Here is a 21,721-nt window from a genome sequence, read left to right as displayed (position 1 = left end):
CAATGGTCGAAGCTTCCGGACTGAAGTCGGGCATGGTCATCATGCTTGAGGGCGAACTTCATACCGTTACCAGCGCCGGGTACCACGCCGGCAGTGGACAACAGGGAAGTGCAGTTTTCGCCAAGTTCAAGAACCTGAAAACTGGCCACATCAAGGAGTTGCGGTTACGCCCGAGCGACAAGCTCGAAGAGGTCGCGCTCGATCACCAGGAGATGGAATACCTGTACACCGATGGTGTCGCCTTCTATTTCATGAATCCCGAAACCTTTGAGCAGATCAGTTTTCCGGCAGAAGCCATCGGCGCCTATCAAAAATTTCTTCGCCCCGGTATGCGAATCCCGGTGCAGCTTTATGAGGGCGAGCCAGTCACCATCGCATTCCCCCCTGCGGTCGAGCTAACCATCGTGTCCACGCCGCCGGGCCTGCACGAGCATGAAACCTCTACTTTCAAGACAGCCATGCTGGACAACGGCATGGAAGTTCTCGTTCCTCAGTTCATCAAGGAAGGGGACACGGTGCGAATCGAGGCTGCTTCAGGAAAATATCTGGAGCGGGTAAGGCGCGGAACGCGAAAATCGTGACTCCCGTGCCGTGCCATCGCGCCCTGCATGCGCGGCGCAGCTTACAGTCCCGTTGGGATGGGACCGGCAGGGGCGGCAGTACCGTATCCGGTACCTGTTCTTCACTTTGAGCCTCCTGTGTGCATATTATGCAAGTATGCGCATGTCATGCATGACGCATGACCAGCGTCGTCGCTCAGGAGTCGATCATGCACAAGCCACCCAAAGTGGATTTGGGCAGGACGCGGCGAAGCGGATCACCGCATCGATCGCACGCCAATCGCCCCATGCCCAGCATCCTGGATCCGATCGAACCGGAAGAGGTACGGGAAGACGTCGAAGGGGTCGTCGAGCAGATCGTCGAGCGGGTGGTGGAGCCGGTCGATTTTCCCCATGGCCACCAGCCGGATGATGACGATGCGCCGGAGGAGGGTCGGGATGAGATTACCCGCGCTGCAGAGAGTATTCCCTCGGACAGCCCGGCAGACAGGGCGGACCAAAGCGCAGTACGGGAAGAGCACCCGCCAGTGCCGCCAAGCATCGATGACATCGTCGACCGGGATCTGATCCCCGATCGGATGTACGGCGCGCGGCACGCCAGGAAACCGGGCAAGCGATAACCCTCCCCAGCGACAAGAGGTTTTCGTGGGGCGTGAGCGCGACGATGCTTCCGAGCTGACTTACTCGTTCCTCAGGTCAATGCCGAAACCGCCAGCCAGTTCACAATCGATGATCCCGGCGGCGTAGGCGAAAAGCCAGTCTTCTGCCTCCTGCTGCGTTGCGGGCGGGTGGGACCAGTCTGGGGTAAAGCGGATGCCCATGTCCTCATTGCCCGTGGATATCTGGACGCGCCCGTTTGGTTTGCCCTGCTCAATCACCTCCGGCACGAGCAGGGCAACGTGGAATCCCTTGTAAGACCGCTTCCTCTCCAGCATTTCAGCCTCCGGCAATTTACGCAGGTCCGCGGCTAGGCTCCTGTCAGTCGCGGGAACGGACCCCAGCACTTTGCGAATCGCCCGAGCGCCGGACTCTCTTGCGTTCACGATATAGCGAGGCGCCGCTAATGCCTAGTAATGCCGCAGCCAGTGCCGGGTTTCAGCAACGGGAACCTCGGGATTACAGGGGAGCGGGTGGCCGATTTTGACCTAGACTGAAAAAGTGTCCTTCGCGCGCTTAACGGTCGCTTTGGCGCAATGCACTTCGCTGTTAGCCGCTTGCGGGCGAATGACAATGGCACGGGCAACACACTGTCATCTGCTGCCTGAATTCATGTGGATGGATGTTCACGAAGGGGGCATCATGTTGCAAGCCAGTGAAATGCAGCAACGTTTTAGTCATCTGCAGCAAACCATCAGCGAGACATCACGGACTTGTCATGCCGATGCGAAGGTTCCGCAAGACTTGATGAACTGCGTGGATGAACTCGACAAGGAATGCAAATCGGCATCGAAGGTCGTGTCGTCCAAGGATGAGGATCGGATCCGGCAATGGGTCGATGATCTCGAACGGATTGGCGATCGTGCAGACCGCGCTTGCCAGCAGGCCGGCGGTCTCGATGAAAAGGTCAAGGATGCAGTCAGTTCGATGCATTCGGAGCTTTCTGACCTGAAGCGCCAACTGCACTAACAAGCCTGACAGCCCCGGCCCAACCCGCCGGGGCTGATTGCATGCGCCGTGTCCCTTTGCCTTGCTGCAGGGGCCGTGTCTCTCACTGGCAATTGGCTTGTGCGGGCTTCCTTCTACGTTCCAGTCGACACGCCGAGACCCGCGAAGTGCAACACCCATTCGCTTTGCCCGTCGACAGCGATCAGAGCCGCCGCTTCGTCGTCGTAAAACCCGCCCACCGGGCAGGCCGCCAGGCCGCGGGCAACCGCGCCGAGCAACCAGCGCTCGCCCAGCATGCCCGCCTCGAGAAACGCATGGCGATAACCACGCGCACCTTCCGCCAGCACGTGCGCGCGATCGGCGGAAAGCACCAGCACCACGGCGGCGTTGCCGATCACGTCCTGCGACAATGCGGCCGCCTGAGCCGCAGCGGCGGAATCGCTGTCGCGCACGCGTACCAGCGCGTGCTGAGGCAGGTAGCGATACACGCCCGGCCGGAGCCCTGCGACACGATTGACGACCAGATTGATGTGGATGGCGCCCGATAGCTGGGGCGGCAGCGCCATGTCGGCCAGCATCGATGACAGCGTCGCGAGCGGCACCGGCTCGTCGAGGAAGCGCCGCTGGCTGCGCCGCTGGACGATCGTGTCGGTCACGCCTGCGGCGGCGGGCTCAGGCGCGGGCAGCGCGATGTGCCCGGCGCCTGCCTTGTCGGCCAATAGCTGCAGCGACGTGGCCCGGTGCACCATGCCTGTCACGCCGATTGTCAAGCCGGAGGGTACCGGCGGCGCTGCGAAGCGCGCGCGCGAAGCTTCGCCGGTGGACGCCACGCCGCTGGCTGCGGGTCGCAGATCCATGACGGCGAGCACGCCTTCCTCGAGGCCATCGACACCGATGGCCTTAGCGGCCAGCATCTCGTCAAAGCGCGCGACGAGCGTCGCCCGCATTCCCGCCTGATGCCCCGCGAGCCGCAGATTCTCAAGCAAGTGGCCAGCGTCCGCAACCGCATAGCGATAGGCGCGGTCGCGGTACTTGTAGCCGGTGCGGCGGAACACCGCAGTCAGCACCACGGCCGCGTCGGCGCCGTCTGCCTGAGGCGCGCCGAGCGCGGCCGGTGCAGGGCCCAGCGCGTCGAGCCGATTGTGCTCCGGGTCGTAGTGATAAAGCCCAGCCGGCAAGCCCTCGACCTTGTGCGCCACGACATAGAGCTCGCTGGGAAACAGCGCGCCGGAAGATGGCGAGGCGCGCAGTGTCAGGCCACCGCGCCGCGCCGTGATGCCGGCCGACAGGTACAGCATCTCGCCCAACTCGGCAACGCTCAGGCGCTGCTTGCGCGGTGAGGGGGCGCGCAGTGCGTCGCTCAGGCCGCGCTCGTGGGTCCTGTCCCGCGCGAGGGCGATGTGCGGCACGTCGGGGTAGCGCTTGAAAGCGGGCGGCGGCGCACCCCATTCGATCCCCGGCGCGCGCTGGAACACGCGGCTGCGCGACTCGGACGAGAATTCGTGATAACGGATCACGGCATCGACCGGGCCAGATCCGGCGTCGGCGGCGTTGGTCCAGCGGACGGCGACTTCGCTGGCACCGTGACGCGTGCCGAGGAAGAACGCCATGCCGAGAGCGGCGAGGACGGTCAGCGCCTTGCCGACCGCGACTGGGCCGTGCATGCCGCTACGGATGGACTGCTGCGCTGGCTGGGACGGTGCCCGCCGCAGCCAGCGCAACACGGCCGGCAGGTTGAAAATCAGGTGCACCGAGACAAGCAGCAGCGTGCAGTAGCCAAACAGGTAGTGCCAGTCGAACACCGGCAACTGCTGATTGGCCACCCAGAAAACACCGAGACTTGCCGTCGTCACCAGGTAGGCGATCAGCAGCAGGCTGGTTTGCACATTGAGCGCCTGACGCGATGGTGTCCGTCCGCGCCACGTCGACACGGTGACATACATTGCGTACATCGAAAGCGGCAACAGAACCCAAAGGATCTTTGGCACCATGTCCTGACACGCCTTGCTGGAATATGGAACGCGACGGAACCTAAACTCTATCCCTGTCTACCTGGTCAGGCTACAGTCTATCGACCCTTGCAGCGCTGCTTGCAGCACCTGCTGGCGCGGTCTGTGCCAACGTGGCTGACGTAGGACGTGTCCGCCTTGGGCGTTGGGATGCGCGACAAGTGCCGCCCCCGGTACGCCGTTACGCCGGCGGTGGCCCCACCCGCTGCTCCGCCTGGCTTTCCAGCCATTCGCGCCATACGGCGAGCAGCACGGCGAGGATCACCGGCCCGACGAACAGGCCTATCAGGCCAAACGCGGCGAGTCCGCCCAAAACGCCGAACATCACCAGCAGGAACGGAATCTTGGTGGCCCCGCTGATGACCAGTGGACGAACGACGTTATCGACCCAGCTCACGGCCGTAGCGCCCCACAGCAGGAGTCCGATCCCCGCCACGGTGTGGCCGGTGATGAGCAGCCATACGCCGATGGGGACCCAGATCGCAAGCGCACCAAAGGGAATCAGCGCAAGGATGGCAGTGGCAATGCCCCAGAACACCGGCGCGTCGACGCCCGCCACCCAGTAGCCGATTCCGGCGAACGATCCTTGGGCGACTGCGGCGAGGAAGAGGCCGAATACCACGGCCCGCGCGGTGTTGCCCACTGCGATGACGTACCCGTGCGCGCGCGGCCCCAGGACCCCTTGCAGGAGCAGGCGCAACTGCGCGAGCAACTGCTCGCCGTCGCGGAAGAAGAAGAATGCCGTAAGCAGCGTCACGCCAATGAGCCCTGCGTTGAGTCCCACACCGCCGGCCAGCCTTGCAAGGGCGCCGCCCCACCGTTCGATCAGCGCCGTGACCTGGGCACGCAGGGTTGCGCGGTCACCCAACAGCACTGACAACCATTCCTGCAACCATTCGCCGACCCAGGGCAGGCGTGCGAGCGAATCCGGCAGTGCGACGCCCGCGTTCACGATCTCCGCCGCCTCCCGGTAGGCGGCGACCATCTCGGCACGCAGGAGGATGGTGAGCCCGATAAGCGGCACGCCCAGCAACGCGGCAAGTACCAGCGTGGAGAGCAGCGCCGCCCAGGTTCGCCGCCGGCGCAGCATGCGGCGCAGCCATGCGTTGAGCGGCCAGGTGACAAAGGTGAGGATTGCGGCCCAGGCAAGTGGCACAAGGAACGGCCGCACTATGACAAAGGAAAGGGCGAGGAGCCCGCCGAGCAGGCACACCAGAAGACTCCGGCGTACCCATACGGCTGCTTGGAAATCGTTCATGGAAGGGCATGTGGGTACGGCATCCGGGGCGATGCGCGTTGCCACTATGCTAACCGCGACGCATCACGCCGCAAAGGAGGCGCTATGCTGGCGCGACAGAACAAACGAGACAGAACAAGCGAGACAGTATCCGTCCAGCCGGTTGCAGGTGCGAAGTCTGTGTGCGGAAGGTGGCGAGGCGGGTGCCGATCAGGGCGCAGGACGGCAGGCTCCCGACCGCGCGCCGATCCGGCAGCATCGCGCACATGGCCAAGAAATCCGCGCCCGCGTGCGCGCTGCCTTTCTATGCTGGAAAGTAGCGTGGGGACGTATTCCCGAGGATGGCAAAGCCATGAACGCCATGAACGACAATGCAGCCCTGGCCGGCCGGATCCTGGAGGCCGCTCTGATGCTCGGCGAGCGCACCGGCTGGGACGCCCTGCATCTGCATGATGTCGCCGACGACATGGGCATCGGCCTGGACGGGATCCATCGGCATTACCGGCAGAAGGACGACCTGGCCGAAGCCTGGTTCGAGCGCGCGGACCTTGCGCTGGTGCGTGTGTCCGCGCGTGAAGGCTGGGGTGCCCTGTCGCACCGCGAGCGGCTGGAGCAGGCCATCCTCGCCTGGCTGCAGGCGCTGGCCCCGCACCGGCAGCTCACTGCCCAGATGCTGCGCTACAAGCTGCAGCCGGAGCACGTGCATCTGCAGGTGCAGGGCCTGCTGCATATCAGCCGCACCGTGCAGTGGCTGCGGGAAGCTGCCCGCCTGCCAGAATCCGGCTGGCGGCGCGAAGTGCAGGAGGTCGTGCTGACCGGCATCTTCCTCTCCACCTTCGGCTGCTGGCTGCGCGACCGCTCACCGGATGCCGGCCGCACGCGGGCCTGGCTCGGCCGGCAACTGCGCTGCGCCGAGCGCCTGGCCTCGCGCGGGCCTGGGGATACCGGAGCCCGGCCCGGATGGACACGATCACCCACGCCTTGATGGGCGCGCAGGTCGCGCTGGCCGTCCCCATGGACGAGGCTCCCGGCCGGCGCCTCAGCACTTGCGAACGACTGCTGCTTGGCGCTGCCGCCGGAGCCTTTCCGGATATTGATTTCCTGGGCTTCCTGGTCCATCCGCTGCGTTTCCTGGCCCACTGGCATCAGGGGCCGACGCATTCGCTGCTGCTGCTTCCTGCCTGGGGCGCATTGCTTGCCGGACTGTTCTGCCTGGTGACGCGCCGGCGCCAGGCCTGGCGCGAAGCGCTCGCCGTCAGTTGCCTCGGCGTGGCCAGCCACATCGCGCTGGACCTGATCACCGTCTATGGCACCCGCATCTTCTATCCCGGTTCCGAACGGCGTTTCAGCCTCGGCACCACCTTCCTGGTCGATCCGCTGCTGAGCGGTATCGTTGTGTCCGGCCTGGGCCTGGCACTGTGCCTGGTACCGCAGCGGCGTGCACGGGCAGCGCTGGCGGGCGTGGGGCTGCTGTGCGCCTATGTTGGCGTCCAGGGTGTGCTCAGGCAACGTGCGCTGGAACTGGGCAACGAATCCTTGCATGCTGCCGGCATCCAGGCGCAGGGCGTGGACGCGCTCCCCCAGCCGTTTTCTCCGTTCAACTGGAAACTGATCGCCCGCGCAGGGACGGACTACCATGTCGCCCACGTCAACCTGGCCGGGCATCCTGCCTGGGTGCCGCCATGGCAGGTGCTGGGGCGCCTGCCCGCCATGGCCAGGGCCTATGTGCCGCCCGCGCGCATGGCCTGGACACAGCGGCCGCGGCTGCCGCAGGCTCGGGCTGAGCGGGCGCTCGCATGGCAGCTCTGGATGCGGCCGGACTTTGCCGATTTCAGGCGATTCGCAGTCTATCCGGCCCTTTCCGCCATCACGGCGATGCCGGCAACACCGCTGCCGCCGGTCGAAACGGCCGCTTGCGTCTGGTTCACCGACCTGCGCTATGACTTGCCCGCGGTGGAAGACATCTTCCGCTATGGCTATTGCCGCGACAGTGCGCAGGCACCATGGCGGCTATACCGGCTTGGCTATTTCAGCAAGGACCAGCGCCAGCGCCTCGACTAGCACTGAATGCTTGTGGCGCTTCACGCGATCCAGTGAAGCTTGCGTTACCCGCTTGATCGCTGTTCCCGGAGGTTCCGTCCGCCGGGGAAAATGCCGTAGTACCATCAATTTACCCACGCGCCAAGGAGCAGGGCATGCAGTTTCTCTGGCCGCAGATGCTCTGGTTGCTGCTGGCGCTCCCGGTGCTGGCGGCGGCCTACCTGTACCTGATCGCGCGGCGCAAGAAATCCGCCCTGCTGTATGCCAGCCTTGCGCTGCCCCGCGCCGCGCTCGGACGGCGCCAACGCCTGCGGCGTCACATCCCTCCATTGCTGTTTCTGCTTGCGCTGGGCGCGGCCCTGCTGGCTTGTGCCCGCCCTACGGCGACCGTTACGCTGCCGTCCGACACCATCACCCTGGTACTGGCGATGGATACTTCCCGCAGCATGGAGACGACCGACGTCGCTCCGACCCGGATCAGCGCCGCCCAGCAGGCTGCGCGGGATCTCATCGTGGGGCTGCCGGCCAGCGTGCGCCTGGGCATTGTCTCTTTTGCCGCCACGGCGACCGTGGTGCTGCCCCCCACCGACAACCGGCGGGACATGCTTGACGCGATCGATCGCTTCCAGCTCCAGCGCGGCACGGCGACAGGCAGCGGACTGATCCAGGCGCTGGCGATGTTGTTCCCCGACGATGGCATCGACCTGGAAGCGATCCTCTTCAGTGGCGAGTCGCTCGCACCCGGGCCGGGGGGCAGATCGATGACAGAGGCCGCCGCGGCGGACGCCGTCCGCAAGCGCGACCAGGAGCGGCCGGCGGCGCAGCCCGGCTCTTACCGGCACGGTGCGGTGATCCTGCTCAGCGATGGTCGCCGCACAACCGGCCCGGACCCTCTGGATGCCGCGCGCATGGCCGCCCAGCGCGGCGTGCGTGTCTATACCGTGGGCTTCGGTACGTCGCTGGAAGCGGGTGTGGCAGTGTCGAACCTGTCTTTCTACATGCTGCTGGATGAACCCACCTTGCGCGCGGTCGCGACGCTCACTGACGGCGAGTACTTCCAGGCTGGCTCGGCCGCGGACCTGACGCAGGTGTATCGCCGGCTGAGCGCCCGTTTCGCGCTCGAGCGCAGGGAAATCGAAATCAGTGCCTTGCTGGCGGCGGCCTCGGTCCTGCTGCTGGTGGCCGCGTGCGGGCTGTCGCTGCTGTGGTTCCGGCGGTGAACTGAAGCGCGGGCGACCAGGCCGCGTTCAGCGCGGCGAGCAGCTTGTAGTGCCGTGATGAATGCCATCATGCGGCAGTGCAGGGCGCCATGGGCGTGGCCTTGCTGGACATCCTAAATGGCGCGCCAGCCGCGACGGCTTGAACTCGCCCTGGTTTGGCACTAACTTGGATTCACCCGCGCGGGGGTTCGCGGTTCAAGAGCAGGGGCAACAATGGCCCAGCGCTCCACGATACCGCGGCCCGTTTGTGAGCGGCGGCGCGTAGTGGGCGTCCCCCATCCTCTGTTCAAGCCCGCCGCCGCACAAGAGGAGTCGACCATGCGCATTTCACCTTTTCTGTTCGGCATCTTGATGGCGGGTTTGATGGGGCTCGGCAGTTGCGCCATGCCGGATCGACCGCAGCCGGCCGCGCCTTCGGATATGTCGAAGCAGTCGTTATACGATCGGCTTGGCGGTAGCAAGGCGATTACAGCGGTCGTGGACGATTTTGTTGCCAATGTCGCGGCTGACACACGCATCAATGCGAAGTTCGCCAATGCCAATATCCCACGCCTGAAGATGAGGCTGGTTGAGCAAATCTGTGCTGGCACAGGGGGGCCATGCACTTACCAGGGCCGCGACATGCGCAGCGCGCATGCCGGCATGGGGATCACCAACAGCGAGTTTGACGCGCTGGTGGATGATCTGGTGAAGTCGCTCAACAAGTTCAAGGTGCCGGGGCCCGAGCAGAAGGAGTTGCTCGGCATACTCGGGCCGATGAGAAAGGATATTGTCTCGCGCTGAACCTGCGGTGCCCCGCGCGATGTGCGAGTGTGCTTCCCTGGTATCGATCAGCCGAATGGGCGAGTTCGGACGGAATCTGGCGTGCGCGCCGGTTCCTGCCTTCTCGCCTGGGCGCCGATCCGGCGCCCGATATTAGGGAACAACCAGAGAACAACCAGAGAACTACCGCGCCACGCCGTACCGGGCCGCGGGCTGGTCACGTGACAGATTGGGGCCGAGCGCGGCACGTGCGGCTTCGAACGCCTTCCAGTCCGCGTCGTCAGGCAATGACGGCACGGTAATCACTTCACCCAGGTCAAGCCCGGCCAGAGCGGCATCGACCAGATCGTCGCCGCTCATCACAATGCCTTGCGGCAGGTTCTCGACTGGCTGGCCGGCGGTGTCCCAGAACTCGGTTCGCGTCGCGCCGGGAAGCACGGCCTGCACGCGCACGCCCTTGCCGGCAAGCTCATGCTGCAGCGACTGGGTAAAGGCCAGCACGAACGCTTTCGAGCCGCCATAGACGCCATTCAGGACCTCGGGCGCCACCGCCACGATCGACGCGATATTGATGATGGTGCCTTCGCCGCGCGCCACGAACACCGGCGCAGCGGCATAGGTAAGGCGAGTCAGGGCCGTGACGTTGAGTTCGATCATCGCCTGCATCTTGTCGACATCCGATACCAGCAACGGCGCCGCGGCGCCAATGCCGGCGTTGTTGACCAGCGTGGTGATGCTGGCATCGCTGCGCAACAGCGCTTCGATGCGCCGGAGATCGGCGGCCTGGCCAAGGTCCGCGGTCACGATCTCGACCGAGCGGCCCGTGTCGTCGCTAATGCGGCGGGCCAGCGCCTCAAGCCGGGAGCGGTTGCGTGCCACCAGGATCAGGTCGTGACCCCGGCGCGCGAGGCGGTCCGCATAGAGGGCGCCGATGCCGGAAGATGCGCCGGTGATGAGGGCGGTGCCGGCGTGGGTGTGCGTAGTCATTGTCAAAGCTCCGGAGTTCAGGGGGAGGAGACGCCGTCGCCAGACTGGCCGGCTGCGTGAACTCAAGAGTAGGGGCACAAGGGCATGGCGCCAATGTCATAGATGCCACCTTTTCTGCCACCGCCGCCAGCGGTGCTCTCACAGCAAGGAAGGGGGTTCCAGTTGAACCGACCGGCATCCACCGATGTTCCCGGTACCGGGCGAGCAAACGGATATGTACCGGATTGTGGCGTCCGCTGCGCCAGATACAGTGCGATACACGGAGAAGCGCCGGCACCCATACAATATCGTCGACGCAGACTAGCGGTTCACCTGACTTTTCTGAGGGGATGCAAGATGGATGCACACGTCGACCATATTCTGGTTGTCGATGACGACCGGGAGATCCGGGAACTGGTATCGACCTACCTGACCAGGAATGGCCTGCGTGTGACCGTAGCGCAGGATGGCAGGCAAATGCGGTCGATCCTGGAGGCCAATGCTGTCGACCTGATCGTGCTCGACGTCATGATGCCGGGTGACGATGGCCTGGTGCTGTGCCGTGAACTGCGAGCCGGCAAGCACAAGGCCACCCCGATCCTGATGCTGACCGCGCGCAGCGACGAGACCGACCGCATCCTCGGCCTTGAAATGGGTGCCGACGACTATCTCCCCAAGCCTTTCGCGGCGCGCGAGTTGCTGGCTCGCATCAAGGCGGTGCTGCGCAGGACGCGCATGCTGCCGCCTAACCTGCAGATCACCGAAGCGGGCCAGTTGCTGGCGTTCGGCGACTGGCAGCTGGACACCACGGCGCGGCACCTGATCGACCGCGATGGCATCATCGTCGCACTGAGTGGCGCGGAGTACCGCCTGCTGCGCGTGTTTGTCGATCATCCGCAGCGCGTCCTCAACCGCGACCAGCTGCTCAGCCTCACGCAAGGCCGCGAGGCGGAGATGTTCGAACGGTCGGTCGACTTGCTGGTCAGCCGCTTGCGCCAGCACCTCAAGGACGATGCGCGCGAGCCCCGCTACATCAAGACCGTGCGCAGCGAGGGCTATGTGTTCTCGATGCCGGTTGAGATCCGGGAGGCCCGGCAGTGAATCTCCGAAGATTGCCGTGGCCCCGCACGCTGGGCTCGCGGCTGTTCCTGATCTTGCTGGCGGGGCTCGTGGTGGCCCATGGCCTGTCTTTCGGCGTGCTGTTTGCGGAGCGCTACATCACCGCGCGCCAGGTGATGCTTGGCACGCTGGAAACCGACGTTTCCACGTCGATCGCCATCCTCGACCGCTTACCCGCGGCAGAGCGGCCGCAGTGGCTACGGTACGTTAATCGCGGCAACTACCAATATGTACTCGGGCCGGGCCTGCCGGGCATGCCGGAGATGAGCGAGCAGGCCAAGGAGATCGCTGACCGCATTACCGAGGCGAGCGGTGGCCGCTTCCCCGTCAAGGTCGAATCGATCCCGGGGCAGGGCAAACGCCTGCAGGCGCACCTCACCCTCAGCGACGGCAGCCCGCTGACCATCGACGTGCATCCGAAGCCGACTCCCGTCGCGCAATGGCTGCCGTATGTGCTGGTGCTGCAGTTGCTGCTGCTGGTGCTGTGCTGCTGGCTGGCCGTAAGGCTGTCGCTGCGGCCGGTAGTGGCGCTGGCCAATGCCGCCGACGCGCTCGATCCGAACGCAGCGAGCGAGCCGCTGACGGAGACCGGCCCGACGGAACTGGTGCGTGCCGCGCGCGCGTTCAACGCCATGCGCGAGCGCATCGCCCGCTTTGTCGAGGAGCGCGTGCAGATCCTGGCCGCGATCTCGCACGACCTGCAGACGCCAATCACGCGCATGAGGCTGCGTGCCGAGATGGCGGACGACTCCGAAGACAAGCGCAAGCTGGTGCACGACCTCGCCGAGATCGAGACGCTGGTGAAGGAGGGGCTGGCCTATGCACGCGCCATGCATGACGATGGCGAGAAGGCATCGCGGATCGACATCGGGTCTTTCGTCGAGAGCCTGGCCTACGACTATCAGGACACCGGCAAGGCAGTCACGATCCTGCAGAACATCGGCGGCGCCATCACGACGCGCCCGCATGCCCTGCGCCGCATCCTGACCAACCTGACCGACAATGCCATCAAGTTCGGCGGGGCGGCAGAGTTGAGCGTGCGGCGCGACGGCGGCGCGGTGGTGATCGGCGTGCTCGATCGTGGCCCCGGTATCCCGGCAGAGAAGCTCGAATCGGTGATGCAGCCGTTTGTGCGGCTGGAGGAATCGCGCAACCGGGAGACCGGCGGCACCGGCCTGGGCCTGGCCATCGCGCATCAGCTGGCGCTGGCGATCGGCGGTTCGCTGACGCTGCGCAACCGCGATGGCGGTGGGCTCGAGGCGCAGCTCAGGCTCGGGTGAGCATTGAGGGCGACATCAATGACCAGACCCGTCCAGTTACTGCAAGACTGGATTATCAGGGCTCGGCAGATCCAGGATGCGGCTGCATAACCGGCGGCCTCTGGCAGGCGAAAAACAGAGGGAAGCCAAAAATGAATTAACGACGTAATGAAAACGTCCCCGGCATAACCGTCGTAACGGCCGCTACCGGGAAGCAGAACTCGCGCCGCCGCTTGCGCCCTCATTTTCCCGCAGCCTTTGCCAGGACTTGGTCAACCTGGCCCCATGTCCGCTGTCCGCGGCCAGCAGCAGCGCTTCGATGCTTGATTCGAGGCCTGCAAGCCCGGCATCTCCGGGCCTTGCGGCCCTCATCCCCTGAAACTCCTTGCCGATGCGCTTGGCCAGCTTGTGGACAAAGTCGGGGTCAAGATCACCTTGCACTGCGGCCTGCCTGATGTGCTCGATCAATTTCTCCAGGCCCTCGGGTGTGGTCTCGCTGGCATATGGCATTTCCTGTGTCATTGGCAACTCCTTGGGCACGCCGGACTATTCTAGGTCGAGGATTCGTCGGGGGGAGTGCATCTTTCACGAACACCGGAACCAGAATCGCGTCGATATGCGCGATACGCCAGCTAGAATCTGGAAAGGGCTCTCCTTGGTACGGAATCATGAAACACGAATCCAGCTCCATGCAGAACGGGTCGCCGGATGCTCGGGGCGCGGGACGCTCGGGCACCCTGGCGGATGAGGGGGGCTTGGCCAATGGCAATGAGTTCTACATTAACCGCGAACTCAGCCAGCTAGCGTTCTTTGGCCGCATCCTGCAGCAGGCAGCCGATCCCGCCATTCCGCTGCTCGAGCGCCTTCGTGCCCTGTGTACCTTCAGCAGCAACCTCGATGAGTTCTATGAGATTCGCGTAGCGGGCCTGAAGGAACAGTGCGCGCTTCAATCGCCGGTTGTCGGTCCGGACGGGCTCACGCCGCAGGTCGTCTATGCCACGGTTAACCAGCGGGTGCGTGAGCTGGTCGATCAACAGTATCGCCTGTTCAATGATGTGTTGATTCCCGCCATGGCGGAACAGCAGATTTGTTTCTTGCGGCGGCCATCGTGGAACGCTGAGCAGAAGGCCTGGATCCGCGAATTCTTTTTCGCCGAACTGATGCCGGTCCTGACACCTATCGGGCTGGATCCGGCGCATCCGTTCCCACGCGTTCTCAACAAGAGCCTGAATTTCGCGGTTGAGCTCGAGGGCAAGGATGCGTTCGGCCGCAACTCCGGCAATGCGATCGTGCAAGCGCCACGAGCGTTGCCACGTGTGATCGCACTGCCGGCGGACATTTCGGGATGCGAGCATGGCTTTGTCTTTCTCTCGTCCATCCTTCACGCCCATGTCGGCGAACTTTTCAGTGGTATGTCGGTACGGGGCTGCTATCAGTTCCGTGTGACCCGAAACAGTGAATTGTTCGTGGACGAGGAGGAGGTCAAGAACTTGCGCGAGGCGCTGCAAGGCGAATTGCCGCACCGCCATTTTGGTGACGCGGTCCGGCTGGAAGTCGCGGACAACTGCACGCCGGCAATGACGACATTCCTGCAGGAACAGTTCGGGCTGGCGCCAGGTGAAGTGTTTGCGGTCAACGGGCCGGTCAACCTGGTTCGCCTGATGCAGGTGCCGGATCACGTCGACAGGCCGGAACTGAAATACATGCCTTTCCGGCCGGGCTTGCCGAATATCTTGCACGAACATTCCGATGTCTTCCGCGCCATGCGCGAGGGCGACATCCTGCTGCACCATCCATTCCAGTCATTTGCACCGGTCGTCGATTTCGTCAGGCAGGCGGCAGAGGATCCCGATGTCGTGGCGATCAGTCAGACCGTGTATCGAGCCGGCCACGACTCGGTCCTGCTGTCGGCACTCATCGAAGCTGCGCGCAACGGCAAGGAGGTCACCGCCGTGGTGGAATTGCTGGCCCGCTTCGATGAAGAGGCGAACATCGGCTGGGCGGCGCAACTGGAGGCAGTTGGCGCGCATGTTGTCTATGGCGTCGTCGGTTTCAAGGCACATGCCAAGATGGTCATGGTGTTGCGGCGAGAGGGTGGAAAGCTCAGGCGCTATGTCCATCTCGGCACGGGGAACTATCACCACGAGACATCGCGCACTTATACGGATTTCGGGTTGCTGACATGCGATGACTCGCTGACGCAGGACGTCGCGCAAGTCTTCAGCCAGCTGACCGGCCGCGGACAGACGCAGAGCATGACCCATATCTGGCAATCGCCGTTTACCTTGAAGAAGCAGTTGCTGGCGGCGATCCGAGGCGAAGCCGAGCACGCCAAAGCCGGGCGCAAGGGACGGATTATTGCCAAGATGAATGCGCTGCTGGAGCCAGAGTTGATCCAGGCGCTCTACGATGCCTCACGTGAAGGCGTGCGCATTGACCTGATCGTCAGGGGCGCCTGTGCACTGCGACCGGGCGTGGCTGGCCTGTCGGAGCACATTGCGGTGAAATCGGTCATGGGCCGATTTCTTGAACACTCGCGCATTTTCTACTTCCACGAAGGCGGGGCAGAGAGGGTCATGCTGTCCAGTGGGGAATGGATGGAACGAAGCCTGTCCCGGCGGATCGAGATCTGTTTTCCCATCCTGGATCCCCGGCTGAAGGAACGGGTTATTTCTGAAGGCCTGAAGCCGTACCTTTCCGACCGGCGCGACACGTGGGTGATGACGCCTGGCGGCAACTATGAGCGTCAGCTTGTGCAGGACGGCGAGGCAGCGCAGAACATATTGCTGTCAGCACTGACCTGAGTGGATGGGCAATGGGATGATTGTCGCAGGAGGCATCACGACTACGTCGCGACGCCACAGACATTAATTGCTCAGGCCGCGGCCGCCAGCGCCGGATAGTCGGTCAGGCCGCGCGCACCGCCGCCGAACAGCGTCTCGCGCTCATGCACGTTGACGGGTGCGCCTTGCCGCAGGCGTTCGGGCAGGTCGGGGTTGGCGACGAATGGCCTGCCAAAGGCGATCATGTCGGCCCAGCCTTCGCGCAATGCTGTGCGTGCACGTTCCGCGGTGTATTTGCCGGCATAGATCAGCACGCCAGTAAAGGCCGCACGCAGATCCCGTCGTCAACGCAGCGCGAGAACCTCGCCAGAAACCACCTGTGCCGGGGTGGCGTCGTGCTTGCGCGCGATCGCGGCGACAACCGGGTCTTTCAACACCTTGCCGTAGGTACCGAATCGGCCACGGCCGGTCCGGTGAGGCGGAACGTGCCGACGCCGAAGGAAGGGATGCTCATGGATCTTGCGCTGGCAGGGCTCGGCATCGTGTGCCTGTCGGATTTCATGACGCGCGACGATCGGCGCAGCGGGCGGCTGGTGCAACTGTTCGAGGCGCAATCGCTGGATGTGCGCCAGCCAGTCAACGCGGTCTACTACCGCAATACCGCGCTCGCTTCGCGTATCACCTGCTTTGTCGACCACGTGGTCGACGCGCTCGGCACGCGGCCATTTGACGAATAGGGGCGTCCAAGCAGGGCGTCGCGAGGGCGTCAGATGCCGCCCAGCAGGTCGTGCGCATCGACGATCGCATAGGCGATCTCCGGATGCTGCTCCATGCTGCGCCGGATGGCCGCGGGAATGGACTGGCGGATCTTGCGGCACAGGCCCGGCTGTTCCTGCACCTGGATATTGATGCCGCGCACGGTCTTCACGCCGCGCGCGCTGGGCGTGATGGTCAGCACGATGTTCAGCTGCGCCTGCATCAGGCCCTCCATGCGGCGCAGGTCGGCCAGGCTGGTCAGGTTCTCGAGCCGTTCGACCAGGCGCTTTTCTTCCGCGCGGGTCAGCCGCAGCACGCGCAGGTCGGCGTTGGGATCGCTCAACAGCGCTTCGCGCCCGCAGATGCAGGCGCCAGGCGGGCACTCTGTGCGAAGGGGGAACGGCGCAGTCATGGGGCGCGCGGCGGTGGCTCCGCCGGATTCCGGGGCGATGGCGGGATATGTTAAATCAGGTTGCCGGCCTGCGGTTCGTGTACCGCAACAGAGCGCGACCACGCCGCTCCATGCCACGCCCTGGTCGTTCCCTGAGGCCGGACTCGCCGCGTGTCGGCACCTCCGGCAGCAGCGAGGCTGCAGAAACGGGGGGAATTCTGCGGTAAAGGCCAATCCGTTTTATGCTCGCGGCAGGTTGCCAGGACAGCCTGCCGACCATCGACAATCACTGCAACCGCGACAACACAAGCCACACCAGGAGACCCCATGGCCCTCTCGATGTACGACGTATCGATCCCGCCGTTTATCCGCGCCCTCGGCAACCTTGCCGCGATCCTCGACAAGGGCGCCGCGCACGCGCAGGCGCAGGGCATGGATCCGGCCGACCTGATCCAGACCCGGTTGATCGCCGACATGGATCCGCTGCCGGCGCAGGTCCAGCGCGCCAGCGACGCTGCCAAGGGGTGTGCAGCGCGGCTGGCGGGAATCGAGGTGCCGTCGTTCGCTGACACCGAAGCCACTTTCGCGGAACTGCAGTACCGGATCGCGCGCACCATCGTGTTCCTGGAGCAGGTCACCCCGGCGCAGCTCGAGGGCAGTGAAAAGCGCGTGATTGAACTGAAATTGCGGCAGGGGCCGGTGACGTTCGATGGCAAGTCGTACCTGCTAGGGTTTGTGCTGCCCAACTTCTATTTCCATGTGACCACCGCCTACGACATCCTGCGCCACAAGGGCGTGCAGATCGGCAAGCGCGACTACCTCGGGCTCAGGTAAGGTGCTGCCGGCGAGCGACGCACCCGTCACGCCGGCCCGCACGCCGGCTCTAAGCGAAAACCCTTAGCCCTCTGGTATACTTATTCGTTGACCGAGCTGCGTCCGGAGCGGCCGGACGCAGCCTGCGACAGGCCACGGGGCGGACTCTCCGGCAGTGCCCGGAGCCCTGCACGGGAAACCCGGTGCTCCCCCGCGCTGCCAGCGATTGCCACGATCGTGCGCCGCCTTGGGGCGGCATCGGTCCCGCCGATCGATCCGCCATGACTGGCCCCTGGCCGAGTCCCACCATACCAAGACACTCGGCCAGCCAGAAGGCTGCCGATAATCCGTTTACGGTCCCAGAGAGACCCCACGCATGACTTACGCCGTCAAGGAAATCTTCTATACGCTGCAGGGCGAAGGTGCCAACGCCGGCCGCGCCGCGGTGTTCTGCCGGTTTGCCGGCTGCAACCTGTGGAGCGGCCGTGAAGAGGATCGCGCCAGCGCGGTTTGCCAGTTCTGCGACACGGATTTCGTCGGCACCGATGGCACCCGCGGCGGCAAATACCGTACTGCCGAGCAACTGGCCGCGGTGGTCGCCTCGGAATGGCCACAGGGCGCGGGCGGCAAGCCGCTGGTCGTGTGCACCGGGGGCGAGCCGCTGCTGCAGCTCGACGCGCCGCTGATCGATGCGCTGCATGCGCAGGGCTTCGAGATCGCCATCGAGACCAACGGCACCATTGCCGTGCCGCCCGGCATCGACTGGGTTTGCGTGAGTCCCAAAATGGGTTCCGAGCTGGTGGTCAGGCGCGGCGACGAACTCAAGGTCGTGATCCCGCAAGCGGGCCAGGACTTTTCCGCATACGAGCAGCTTGATTTCGAGCATTTCCTGGTGCAGCCCATGGACGGCCCGCTGCAGCGCGAGAATACGGCCGCCGCGGTGGACTTCTGCCAGCGCCATCCGCGCTGGCGGCTGTCGCTGCAGACCCACAAGCTGCTGGGCATCCGCTGAGCGCGGGTTTTGTCTCGGGGTTTTGCCCCGGGTTTTGCCCAACCCGGGGCAAACGTACACAATAGAGGCTGCGGGCGCACGCGCGGCGCCCGTCCAACGCAGGCGGCCTTGACCACGAAAAGGGCGCCGCTACACATGAGCAAACAAGTTTCCATTACCCGCCGGCTGGAGTTCGACTCCGGCCACCGCATCCCGAACCACTGCGGCCAGTGCCGCAATATCCACGGCCACCGCTACCGGCTGGACCTGACGCTGTCGGGCGAGGTGCTGCATCGCGAAGGTGCCTCGGATGACGGCATGATCCTGGACTTCGGCGATATCAAGGCGCTTGCCAACGAGCACCTGGTCAACAAGTGGGACCACGCCTTCCTGATCTATCGCGGCGACACCGCACTGCTGGACTTCCTGCAGTCGATGGAAGGGCACAAGACCGTGGTGCTGGATGCCATCCCCACCGTCGAGAACCTGGCCCAGGTCGCCTTCGATATCCTGGCGCCGGTGTTCAAGGACTGTTTCGGCCACCAACTGCAGCTGACCAGGCTGGTGCTGTTCGAAACCCCCAATTGCTGGGCCGAAGTCAGCGCCCCGGCAGTGCTGCCGGTGCAAGACTGAGCCAGGCGATGCCAGAGACGCCGCCGCTGCCGCTGCGCGCCCCGCGCGCGCTGCCGGACAATCCGGCCGAGGCCGCCGCGCGCGATGCGCACTACATGCGCGCCGCGCTGGAAGAAGCGCGCCTGGCCGAGGCCGCCGGCGAAGTCCCGGTCGGCGCGGTGGTGGTCTGGAACGACACCATCATCGCCCGCGGCCACAATCTGCCGATCCGCGCGATCGATCCTTCCGCGCATGCCGAGATGCAGGCGCTGCGTGCCGCCGCACAGGTGATCGGCAATTACCGCATGCCCGAATGCGAGCTATACGTGACGCTGGAGCCGTGCGCGATGTGCAGTGGCGCGATCCTGCACGCGCGGCTGCGCCACGTGGTGTTCGGTGCCACCGATCCCAAGACCGGTGCCGCGGGCAGCGTGCTCAACCTGTTCGAGCACGCGCAGCTCAACCACCAGACCACCATCACCGGCGGCGTGCTGGCTGACACCTGCGGGCAGATGCTGAAGGATTTCTTCGGCGCCAGGCGCCGCGCGCAGAAGGCCGCCCGTGGTGTTGCGGAAGGGGTTGCGGCAGGTGTCGGGGAAGGTGTCAGGGAAGGCAGCGAGGCCGGAACTGACGCAGGCTGCGCCTGTCCGACCCATCCCGAACCGAATACACAGAACAAAGCCAACGACGCATGAGTACGCCGAACAGCAGGCCGCCGCATACCGAAGTCCGACTGATTGCCTCGTCCGGCTATCCGCACGACGTTGCGGTTGCCGCGCGCGGCGTTGCCTGGCTCAAGCAGCATGGCTACCACACCACCAACCCCGACGTGATCGCCCGGCGCTACCTGCGCTTCGGCGGCACCGACGCGGAGCGGCTGGCCGACCTGCATGCCATCGGCACCGGCGTGCCGCATGAGCTGACGCTGGCGGTGCGCGGCGGATATGGCATTGCCCGGCTGCTGGCGCAGGTGGACTTCGCGCGTATCGCCGAGCAGGCGCGCGCCAGCGCCACGCCCATCGTCGGGCACAGCGATTTCACCGCGTTCCAGCTGGCGTACCTCGCGGCCACCGGCGGTGTGACTTTTGCCGGGCCGATGCTGCTGGCGGACTTTGGCGCCGACAGCGTCGATCCCTACATGTGGGAGCACTTTGAAGGCATCCTGCGCGATCCTGCCTACCGGGTCGACGTGGCGGCGCCGCAGGCCGGCGGGCAGCCGTTCAGCGGTGAGGTGGCCGGTACGCTGTGGGGCGGCAACCTGGCGATGCTGTGCAGCCTGCTCGGCACGCCCTTCATGCCGCGGGTCGAGGGCGGGGTGCTGTTCCTGGAAGACATCAACGAGCCGCCGTACCGGGTCGAACGCATGCTGGTCCAGTTGCAGCAGGCCGGCGTGCTCAACACCCAGCGCGCCATCCTGCTGGGCGACTTTTCCAACTATCGCGTCACCGACTACGACAACGGCTACGACATGGAGGCCGTGGTGGCCTACCTGCGCGACCAACTGCCAGTGCCGGTGCTGACCGGCCTGCCGTTCGGCCATTGCGCTCGCAAGCTGACGCTGCCGGTAGGCGCGCAGGTGCGGCTGGCCGCACGTGCCGACGGATTCTCGATGGCGTTTTCCGGCCATCCGGTGCTGCCGCCGGTGGCCTGAGCACCTCACGCCAGGCGCGAGCGCGACGCTGCGCATCAAGCCGCCATCCGGGTGCAAGAAATGCATCCGGATGGTAGAATGCGCGGTTATTTCCCGACTTCCTGCCGGGTTCTCGCAAGAACCTGGGCGGCCCGTGCCGCATCGCCAGCCATGGCTCCGGCATGCTCCGGCCGGCGCGATGCCTCCCCGGCAAGGCCGGCCCCTGAACGGCATGGGGGCGCACCCCGGTGCAACAACCTGCGCAACGCGGCCAGTGCCGTGACGCCACATTCTCCAGACAAGGTTCCAGACGTGCTTTCTACCGCAAACATCACCATGCAGTTCGGCCCCAAGCCGTTGTTCGAGAATATCTCGGTCAAGTTCGGCGAGGGTAACCGCTACGGCCTGATCGGCGCGAACGGCTGCGGCAAGTCCACCTTCATGAAGATCCTGGGCGGCGACCTCGAGTCGTCGGCGGGCAACGTCATGCTGGAGCCGGGCATCCGCCTGGGCAAGCTGCGTCAGGACCAGTTCGCCTATGAAGACATGCGCGTGCTGGACGTGGTGATGATGGGCCACACCGAAATGTGGGCCGCCGCGCAGGAGCGCGACGCCATCTACGCCAACCCGGAAGCGACCGACGAAGACTACATGAAGGCCGCCGAGCTGGAGGCCAAGTACGCCGAATACGACGGCTACACCGCCGAGGCGCGCGCGGGTGAACTGCTGCTGGGCGTGGGCATCCCCACCGCGCAGCACCAGGGCCCGATGAGCGACGTCGCGCCGGGCTGGAAGCTGCGCGTGCTGCTGGCGCAGGCACTGTTCTCGAACCCGGACGTGCTGCTGCTGGACGAGCCGACCAACAACCTGGACATCAACACGATCCGCTGGCTGGAGACCGTGCTCAACGAGCGCAACTCCACCATGATCATCATCTCCCACGATCGCCACTTCCTGAACTCGGTCTG

At 65.0% G+C, this 21,721-nt stretch carries 22 protein-coding genes and 2 pseudogenes; 17 read left to right on the top strand and 7 right to left on the bottom strand.

The features are described 5' to 3' along the window. Nucleotides 1-2 precede the first annotated feature (2 nt). On the top strand, nt 3-581 hold the full coding sequence (locus ACIP1U_RS06415; RefSeq protein WP_400312892.1) for an elongation factor P: 579 nt from the start codon (nt 3-5) through the stop codon (nt 579-581). A 158-nt stretch (nt 582-739) separates the two neighbouring features. After that, nucleotides 740-1,180, top strand: a complete 441-nt coding sequence (locus ACIP1U_RS06410; RefSeq protein WP_400312889.1) for a hypothetical protein — start codon at nt 740-742, stop codon at nt 1,178-1,180. Nucleotides 1,181-1,240: 60 nt separating this feature from the next. Here ACIP1U_RS06410 and ACIP1U_RS06405 read toward each other — a convergent pair whose 3' ends face one another. Continuing rightward, nucleotides 1,241-1,495, bottom strand: a complete 255-nt coding sequence (locus ACIP1U_RS06405; RefSeq protein ID WP_400312887.1) for a hypothetical protein — start codon at nt 1,493-1,495, stop codon at nt 1,241-1,243. Between the two features lie 364 nt (nt 1,496-1,859). On the opposite strand from ACIP1U_RS06405, the gene ACIP1U_RS06400 reads away from it, so the two are divergent. Beyond that, nucleotides 1,860-2,186: a hypothetical protein gene (locus ACIP1U_RS06400; protein ID WP_400313812.1), complete on the top strand. Its 327-nt coding sequence runs from the start codon at nt 1,860-1,862 to the stop codon at nt 2,184-2,186. Nucleotides 2,187-2,299: 113 nt separating this feature from the next. Here the strand turns inward: ACIP1U_RS06400 and ACIP1U_RS06395 are convergent, their stop codons facing one another. Continuing rightward, nucleotides 2,300-4,156 carry a SagB/ThcOx family dehydrogenase gene (locus tag ACIP1U_RS06395; RefSeq protein WP_400312884.1) on the bottom strand — a complete coding sequence of 619 codons (1,857 nt, stop codon included), beginning with the start codon at nt 4,154-4,156 and terminating at the stop codon, nt 2,300-2,302. A 199-nt stretch (nt 4,157-4,355) separates the two neighbouring features. Beyond that, entirely contained in the window at nt 4,356-5,432 is a 1,077-nt protein-coding gene (locus ACIP1U_RS06390; protein WP_400312881.1) for an AI-2E family transporter, read from the bottom strand. A gap of 331 nt (nt 5,433-5,763) precedes the next feature. On the opposite strand from ACIP1U_RS06390, the gene ACIP1U_RS06385 reads away from it, so the two are divergent. The 4 genes from ACIP1U_RS06385 to ACIP1U_RS06370 all read left to right on the top strand — a co-directional run bounded on the left by ACIP1U_RS06385 (nt 5,764) and on the right by ACIP1U_RS06370 (nt 9,454). After that, the gene (locus tag ACIP1U_RS06385) at nt 5,764-6,396 is read left to right on the top strand and encodes a TetR family transcriptional regulator (protein WP_400312879.1); all 633 of its coding nucleotides are present in this window, start codon (nt 5,764-5,766) and stop codon (nt 6,394-6,396) included. Further along, nucleotides 6,372-7,472, top strand: coding sequence for a metal-dependent hydrolase (locus tag ACIP1U_RS06380; protein WP_400312876.1), 1,101 nt, complete (start codon nt 6,372-6,374; stop codon nt 7,470-7,472). The genes ACIP1U_RS06385 and ACIP1U_RS06380 overlap by 25 nt, the downstream gene beginning before the upstream one ends. Before the next feature lie 134 nt (nt 7,473-7,606). Further along, the gene (locus ACIP1U_RS06375) at nt 7,607-8,671 is read left to right on the top strand and encodes a VWA domain-containing protein (protein ID WP_400312874.1); all 1,065 of its coding nucleotides are present in this window, start codon (nt 7,607-7,609) and stop codon (nt 8,669-8,671) included. Nucleotides 8,672-8,989: 318 nt separating this feature from the next. Then, nucleotides 8,990-9,454: a group 1 truncated hemoglobin gene (locus tag ACIP1U_RS06370; RefSeq protein WP_400312871.1), complete on the top strand. Its 465-nt coding sequence runs from the start codon at nt 8,990-8,992 to the stop codon at nt 9,452-9,454. Nucleotides 9,455-9,616: 162 nt separating this feature from the next. On the opposite strand, the gene ACIP1U_RS06365 is transcribed toward ACIP1U_RS06370, so the two are convergent. Further along, nucleotides 9,617-10,420, bottom strand: a complete 804-nt coding sequence (locus tag ACIP1U_RS06365) for an SDR family NAD(P)-dependent oxidoreductase (protein WP_400312869.1) — start codon at nt 10,418-10,420, stop codon at nt 9,617-9,619. A 336-nt stretch (nt 10,421-10,756) separates the two neighbouring features. Between ACIP1U_RS06365 and ACIP1U_RS06360 the strand changes: the two genes are divergently transcribed. Together ACIP1U_RS06360 and ACIP1U_RS06355 are read left to right on the top strand one after the other, a co-directional pair. Then, nucleotides 10,757-11,500 carry a response regulator gene (locus ACIP1U_RS06360; RefSeq protein ID WP_400312867.1) on the top strand — a complete coding sequence of 248 codons (744 nt, stop codon included), beginning with the start codon at nt 10,757-10,759 and terminating at the stop codon, nt 11,498-11,500. Continuing rightward, the gene (locus ACIP1U_RS06355; protein WP_400312865.1) at nt 11,497-12,798 is read left to right on the top strand and encodes an ATP-binding protein; all 1,302 of its coding nucleotides are present in this window, start codon (nt 11,497-11,499) and stop codon (nt 12,796-12,798) included. The genes ACIP1U_RS06360 and ACIP1U_RS06355 overlap by 4 nt, the downstream gene beginning before the upstream one ends. 183 nt (nt 12,799-12,981) lie before the next feature. On the opposite strand, the gene ACIP1U_RS06350 is transcribed toward ACIP1U_RS06355, so the two are convergent. Beyond that, a complete protein-coding gene (locus ACIP1U_RS06350; RefSeq protein ID WP_400312863.1) occupies nt 12,982-13,299 on the bottom strand; it encodes a hypothetical protein in 318 nt (105 codons plus the stop codon). Between the two features lie 146 nt (nt 13,300-13,445). Here ACIP1U_RS06350 and ppk1 point away from each other — a divergent pair, with 146 nt between their 5' ends. Then, nucleotides 13,446-15,581, top strand: coding sequence for a polyphosphate kinase 1 (ppk1, locus tag ACIP1U_RS06345; protein WP_400312861.1), 2,136 nt, complete (start codon nt 13,446-13,448; stop codon nt 15,579-15,581). A 71-nt stretch (nt 15,582-15,652) separates the two neighbouring features. Here ppk1 and ACIP1U_RS06340 read toward each other — a convergent pair. Further along, a pseudogene (locus ACIP1U_RS06340) lies at nt 15,653-15,904 on the bottom strand (alkene reductase); the annotation flags it as partial. Nucleotides 15,905-16,075: 171 nt separating this feature from the next. On the opposite strand from ACIP1U_RS06340, the pseudogene ACIP1U_RS06335 reads away from it, so the two are divergent. Continuing rightward, nucleotides 16,076-16,297: pseudogene (locus ACIP1U_RS06335) on the top strand (LysR substrate-binding domain-containing protein); the annotation flags it as partial. A 29-nt stretch (nt 16,298-16,326) separates the two neighbouring features. Here the strand turns inward: ACIP1U_RS06335 and ACIP1U_RS06330 are convergent. Continuing rightward, on the bottom strand, nt 16,327-16,728 hold the full coding sequence (locus ACIP1U_RS06330) for a hypothetical protein (RefSeq protein WP_400312860.1): 402 nt from the start codon (nt 16,726-16,728) through the stop codon (nt 16,327-16,329). Between the two features lie 306 nt (nt 16,729-17,034). On the opposite strand from ACIP1U_RS06330, the gene ACIP1U_RS06325 reads away from it, so the two are divergent. From ACIP1U_RS06325 to ACIP1U_RS06300, 6 genes are all read left to right on the top strand, one after another. Beyond that, nucleotides 17,035-17,541 (top strand): DUF1993 family protein, encoded by a 507-nt coding sequence (locus ACIP1U_RS06325; protein ID WP_400312858.1) that lies wholly within the window; start codon nt 17,035-17,037, stop codon nt 17,539-17,541. A 355-nt stretch (nt 17,542-17,896) separates the two neighbouring features. Next, complete coding sequence (gene queE, locus ACIP1U_RS06320) at nt 17,897-18,532, top strand: 7-carboxy-7-deazaguanine synthase (protein WP_400312856.1); 636 nt, start codon at nt 17,897-17,899, stop codon at nt 18,530-18,532. A gap of 135 nt (nt 18,533-18,667) precedes the next feature. Then, nucleotides 18,668-19,144 carry a 6-pyruvoyl trahydropterin synthase family protein gene (locus ACIP1U_RS06315; protein WP_400312854.1) on the top strand — a complete coding sequence of 159 codons (477 nt, stop codon included), beginning with the start codon at nt 18,668-18,670 and terminating at the stop codon, nt 19,142-19,144. An 8-nt stretch (nt 19,145-19,152) separates the two neighbouring features. Further along, nucleotides 19,153-19,818, top strand: a complete 666-nt coding sequence (gene tadA / locus ACIP1U_RS06310) for a tRNA adenosine(34) deaminase TadA (RefSeq protein ID WP_400312852.1) — start codon at nt 19,153-19,155, stop codon at nt 19,816-19,818. Then, on the top strand, nt 19,815-20,774 hold the full coding sequence (ldcA, locus tag ACIP1U_RS06305; protein WP_400312850.1) for a muramoyltetrapeptide carboxypeptidase: 960 nt from the start codon (nt 19,815-19,817) through the stop codon (nt 20,772-20,774). The genes tadA and ldcA overlap by 4 nt, the downstream gene beginning before the upstream one ends. Nucleotides 20,775-21,065: 291 nt before the next feature. Continuing rightward, on the top strand, nt 21,066-21,721 hold a 656-nt coding region (locus ACIP1U_RS06300), incomplete at its 3' end, for an ATP-binding cassette domain-containing protein (protein WP_400312848.1).

This window comes from Cupriavidus sp. NPDC089707 (assembly GCF_044748965.1).
GTDB lineage: Bacteria > Pseudomonadota > Gammaproteobacteria > Burkholderiales > Burkholderiaceae > Cupriavidus.
The sequence above is the reverse complement of the archived record's forward strand: the minus strand, read 5'-3'. Positions and strand labels throughout refer to the sequence as shown.

Excerpts from the sequence above, each read along its gene's own strand:
- ACIP1U_RS06315 (WP_400312854.1), top strand. The coding sequence starts at position 18,668 with ATGAGCAAACAAGTTTCCATTACCCGCCGGCTGGAGTTCGACTCCGGC.
- ACIP1U_RS06325 (WP_400312858.1), top strand. The coding sequence starts at position 17,035 with ATGGCCCTCTCGATGTACGACGTATCGATCCCGCCGTTTATCCGCGCC.
- ACIP1U_RS06385 (WP_400312879.1), top strand. The coding sequence starts at position 5,764 with ATGAACGCCATGAACGACAATGCAGCCCTGGCCGGCCGGATCCTGGAG.
- ACIP1U_RS06390 (WP_400312881.1), bottom strand. The coding sequence starts at position 5,432 with ATGAACGATTTCCAAGCAGCCGTATGGGTACGCCGGAGTCTTCTGGTG.
- ACIP1U_RS06395 (WP_400312884.1), bottom strand. The coding sequence starts at position 4,156 with ATGGTGCCAAAGATCCTTTGGGTTCTGTTGCCGCTTTCGATGTACGCA.
- ACIP1U_RS06360 (WP_400312867.1), top strand. The coding sequence starts at position 10,757 with ATGGATGCACACGTCGACCATATTCTGGTTGTCGATGACGACCGGGAG.
- queE (WP_400312856.1), top strand. The coding sequence starts at position 17,897 with ATGACTTACGCCGTCAAGGAAATCTTCTATACGCTGCAGGGCGAAGGT.
- ldcA (WP_400312850.1), top strand. The coding sequence starts at position 19,815 with ATGAGTACGCCGAACAGCAGGCCGCCGCATACCGAAGTCCGACTGATT.
- ACIP1U_RS06370 (WP_400312871.1), top strand. The coding sequence starts at position 8,990 with ATGCGCATTTCACCTTTTCTGTTCGGCATCTTGATGGCGGGTTTGATG.
- ACIP1U_RS06375 (WP_400312874.1), top strand. The coding sequence starts at position 7,607 with ATGCAGTTTCTCTGGCCGCAGATGCTCTGGTTGCTGCTGGCGCTCCCG.
- ACIP1U_RS06365 (WP_400312869.1), bottom strand. The coding sequence starts at position 10,420 with ATGACTACGCACACCCACGCCGGCACCGCCCTCATCACCGGCGCATCT.
- ACIP1U_RS06410 (WP_400312889.1), top strand. The coding sequence starts at position 740 with ATGACCAGCGTCGTCGCTCAGGAGTCGATCATGCACAAGCCACCCAAA.
- ACIP1U_RS06400 (WP_400313812.1), top strand. The coding sequence starts at position 1,860 with ATGTTGCAAGCCAGTGAAATGCAGCAACGTTTTAGTCATCTGCAGCAA.
- ACIP1U_RS06350 (WP_400312863.1), bottom strand. The coding sequence starts at position 13,299 with ATGACACAGGAAATGCCATATGCCAGCGAGACCACACCCGAGGGCCTG.
- ACIP1U_RS06330 (WP_400312860.1), bottom strand. The coding sequence starts at position 16,728 with ATGACTGCGCCGTTCCCCCTTCGCACAGAGTGCCCGCCTGGCGCCTGC.
- ACIP1U_RS06380 (WP_400312876.1), top strand. The coding sequence starts at position 6,372 with ATGGACACGATCACCCACGCCTTGATGGGCGCGCAGGTCGCGCTGGCC.
- ACIP1U_RS06405 (WP_400312887.1), bottom strand. The coding sequence starts at position 1,495 with ATGCTGGAGAGGAAGCGGTCTTACAAGGGATTCCACGTTGCCCTGCTC.
- ppk1 (WP_400312861.1), top strand. The coding sequence starts at position 13,446 with ATGAAACACGAATCCAGCTCCATGCAGAACGGGTCGCCGGATGCTCGG.
- tadA (WP_400312852.1), top strand. The coding sequence starts at position 19,153 with ATGCCAGAGACGCCGCCGCTGCCGCTGCGCGCCCCGCGCGCGCTGCCG.
- ACIP1U_RS06415 (WP_400312892.1), top strand. The coding sequence starts at position 3 with ATGGTCGAAGCTTCCGGACTGAAGTCGGGCATGGTCATCATGCTTGAG.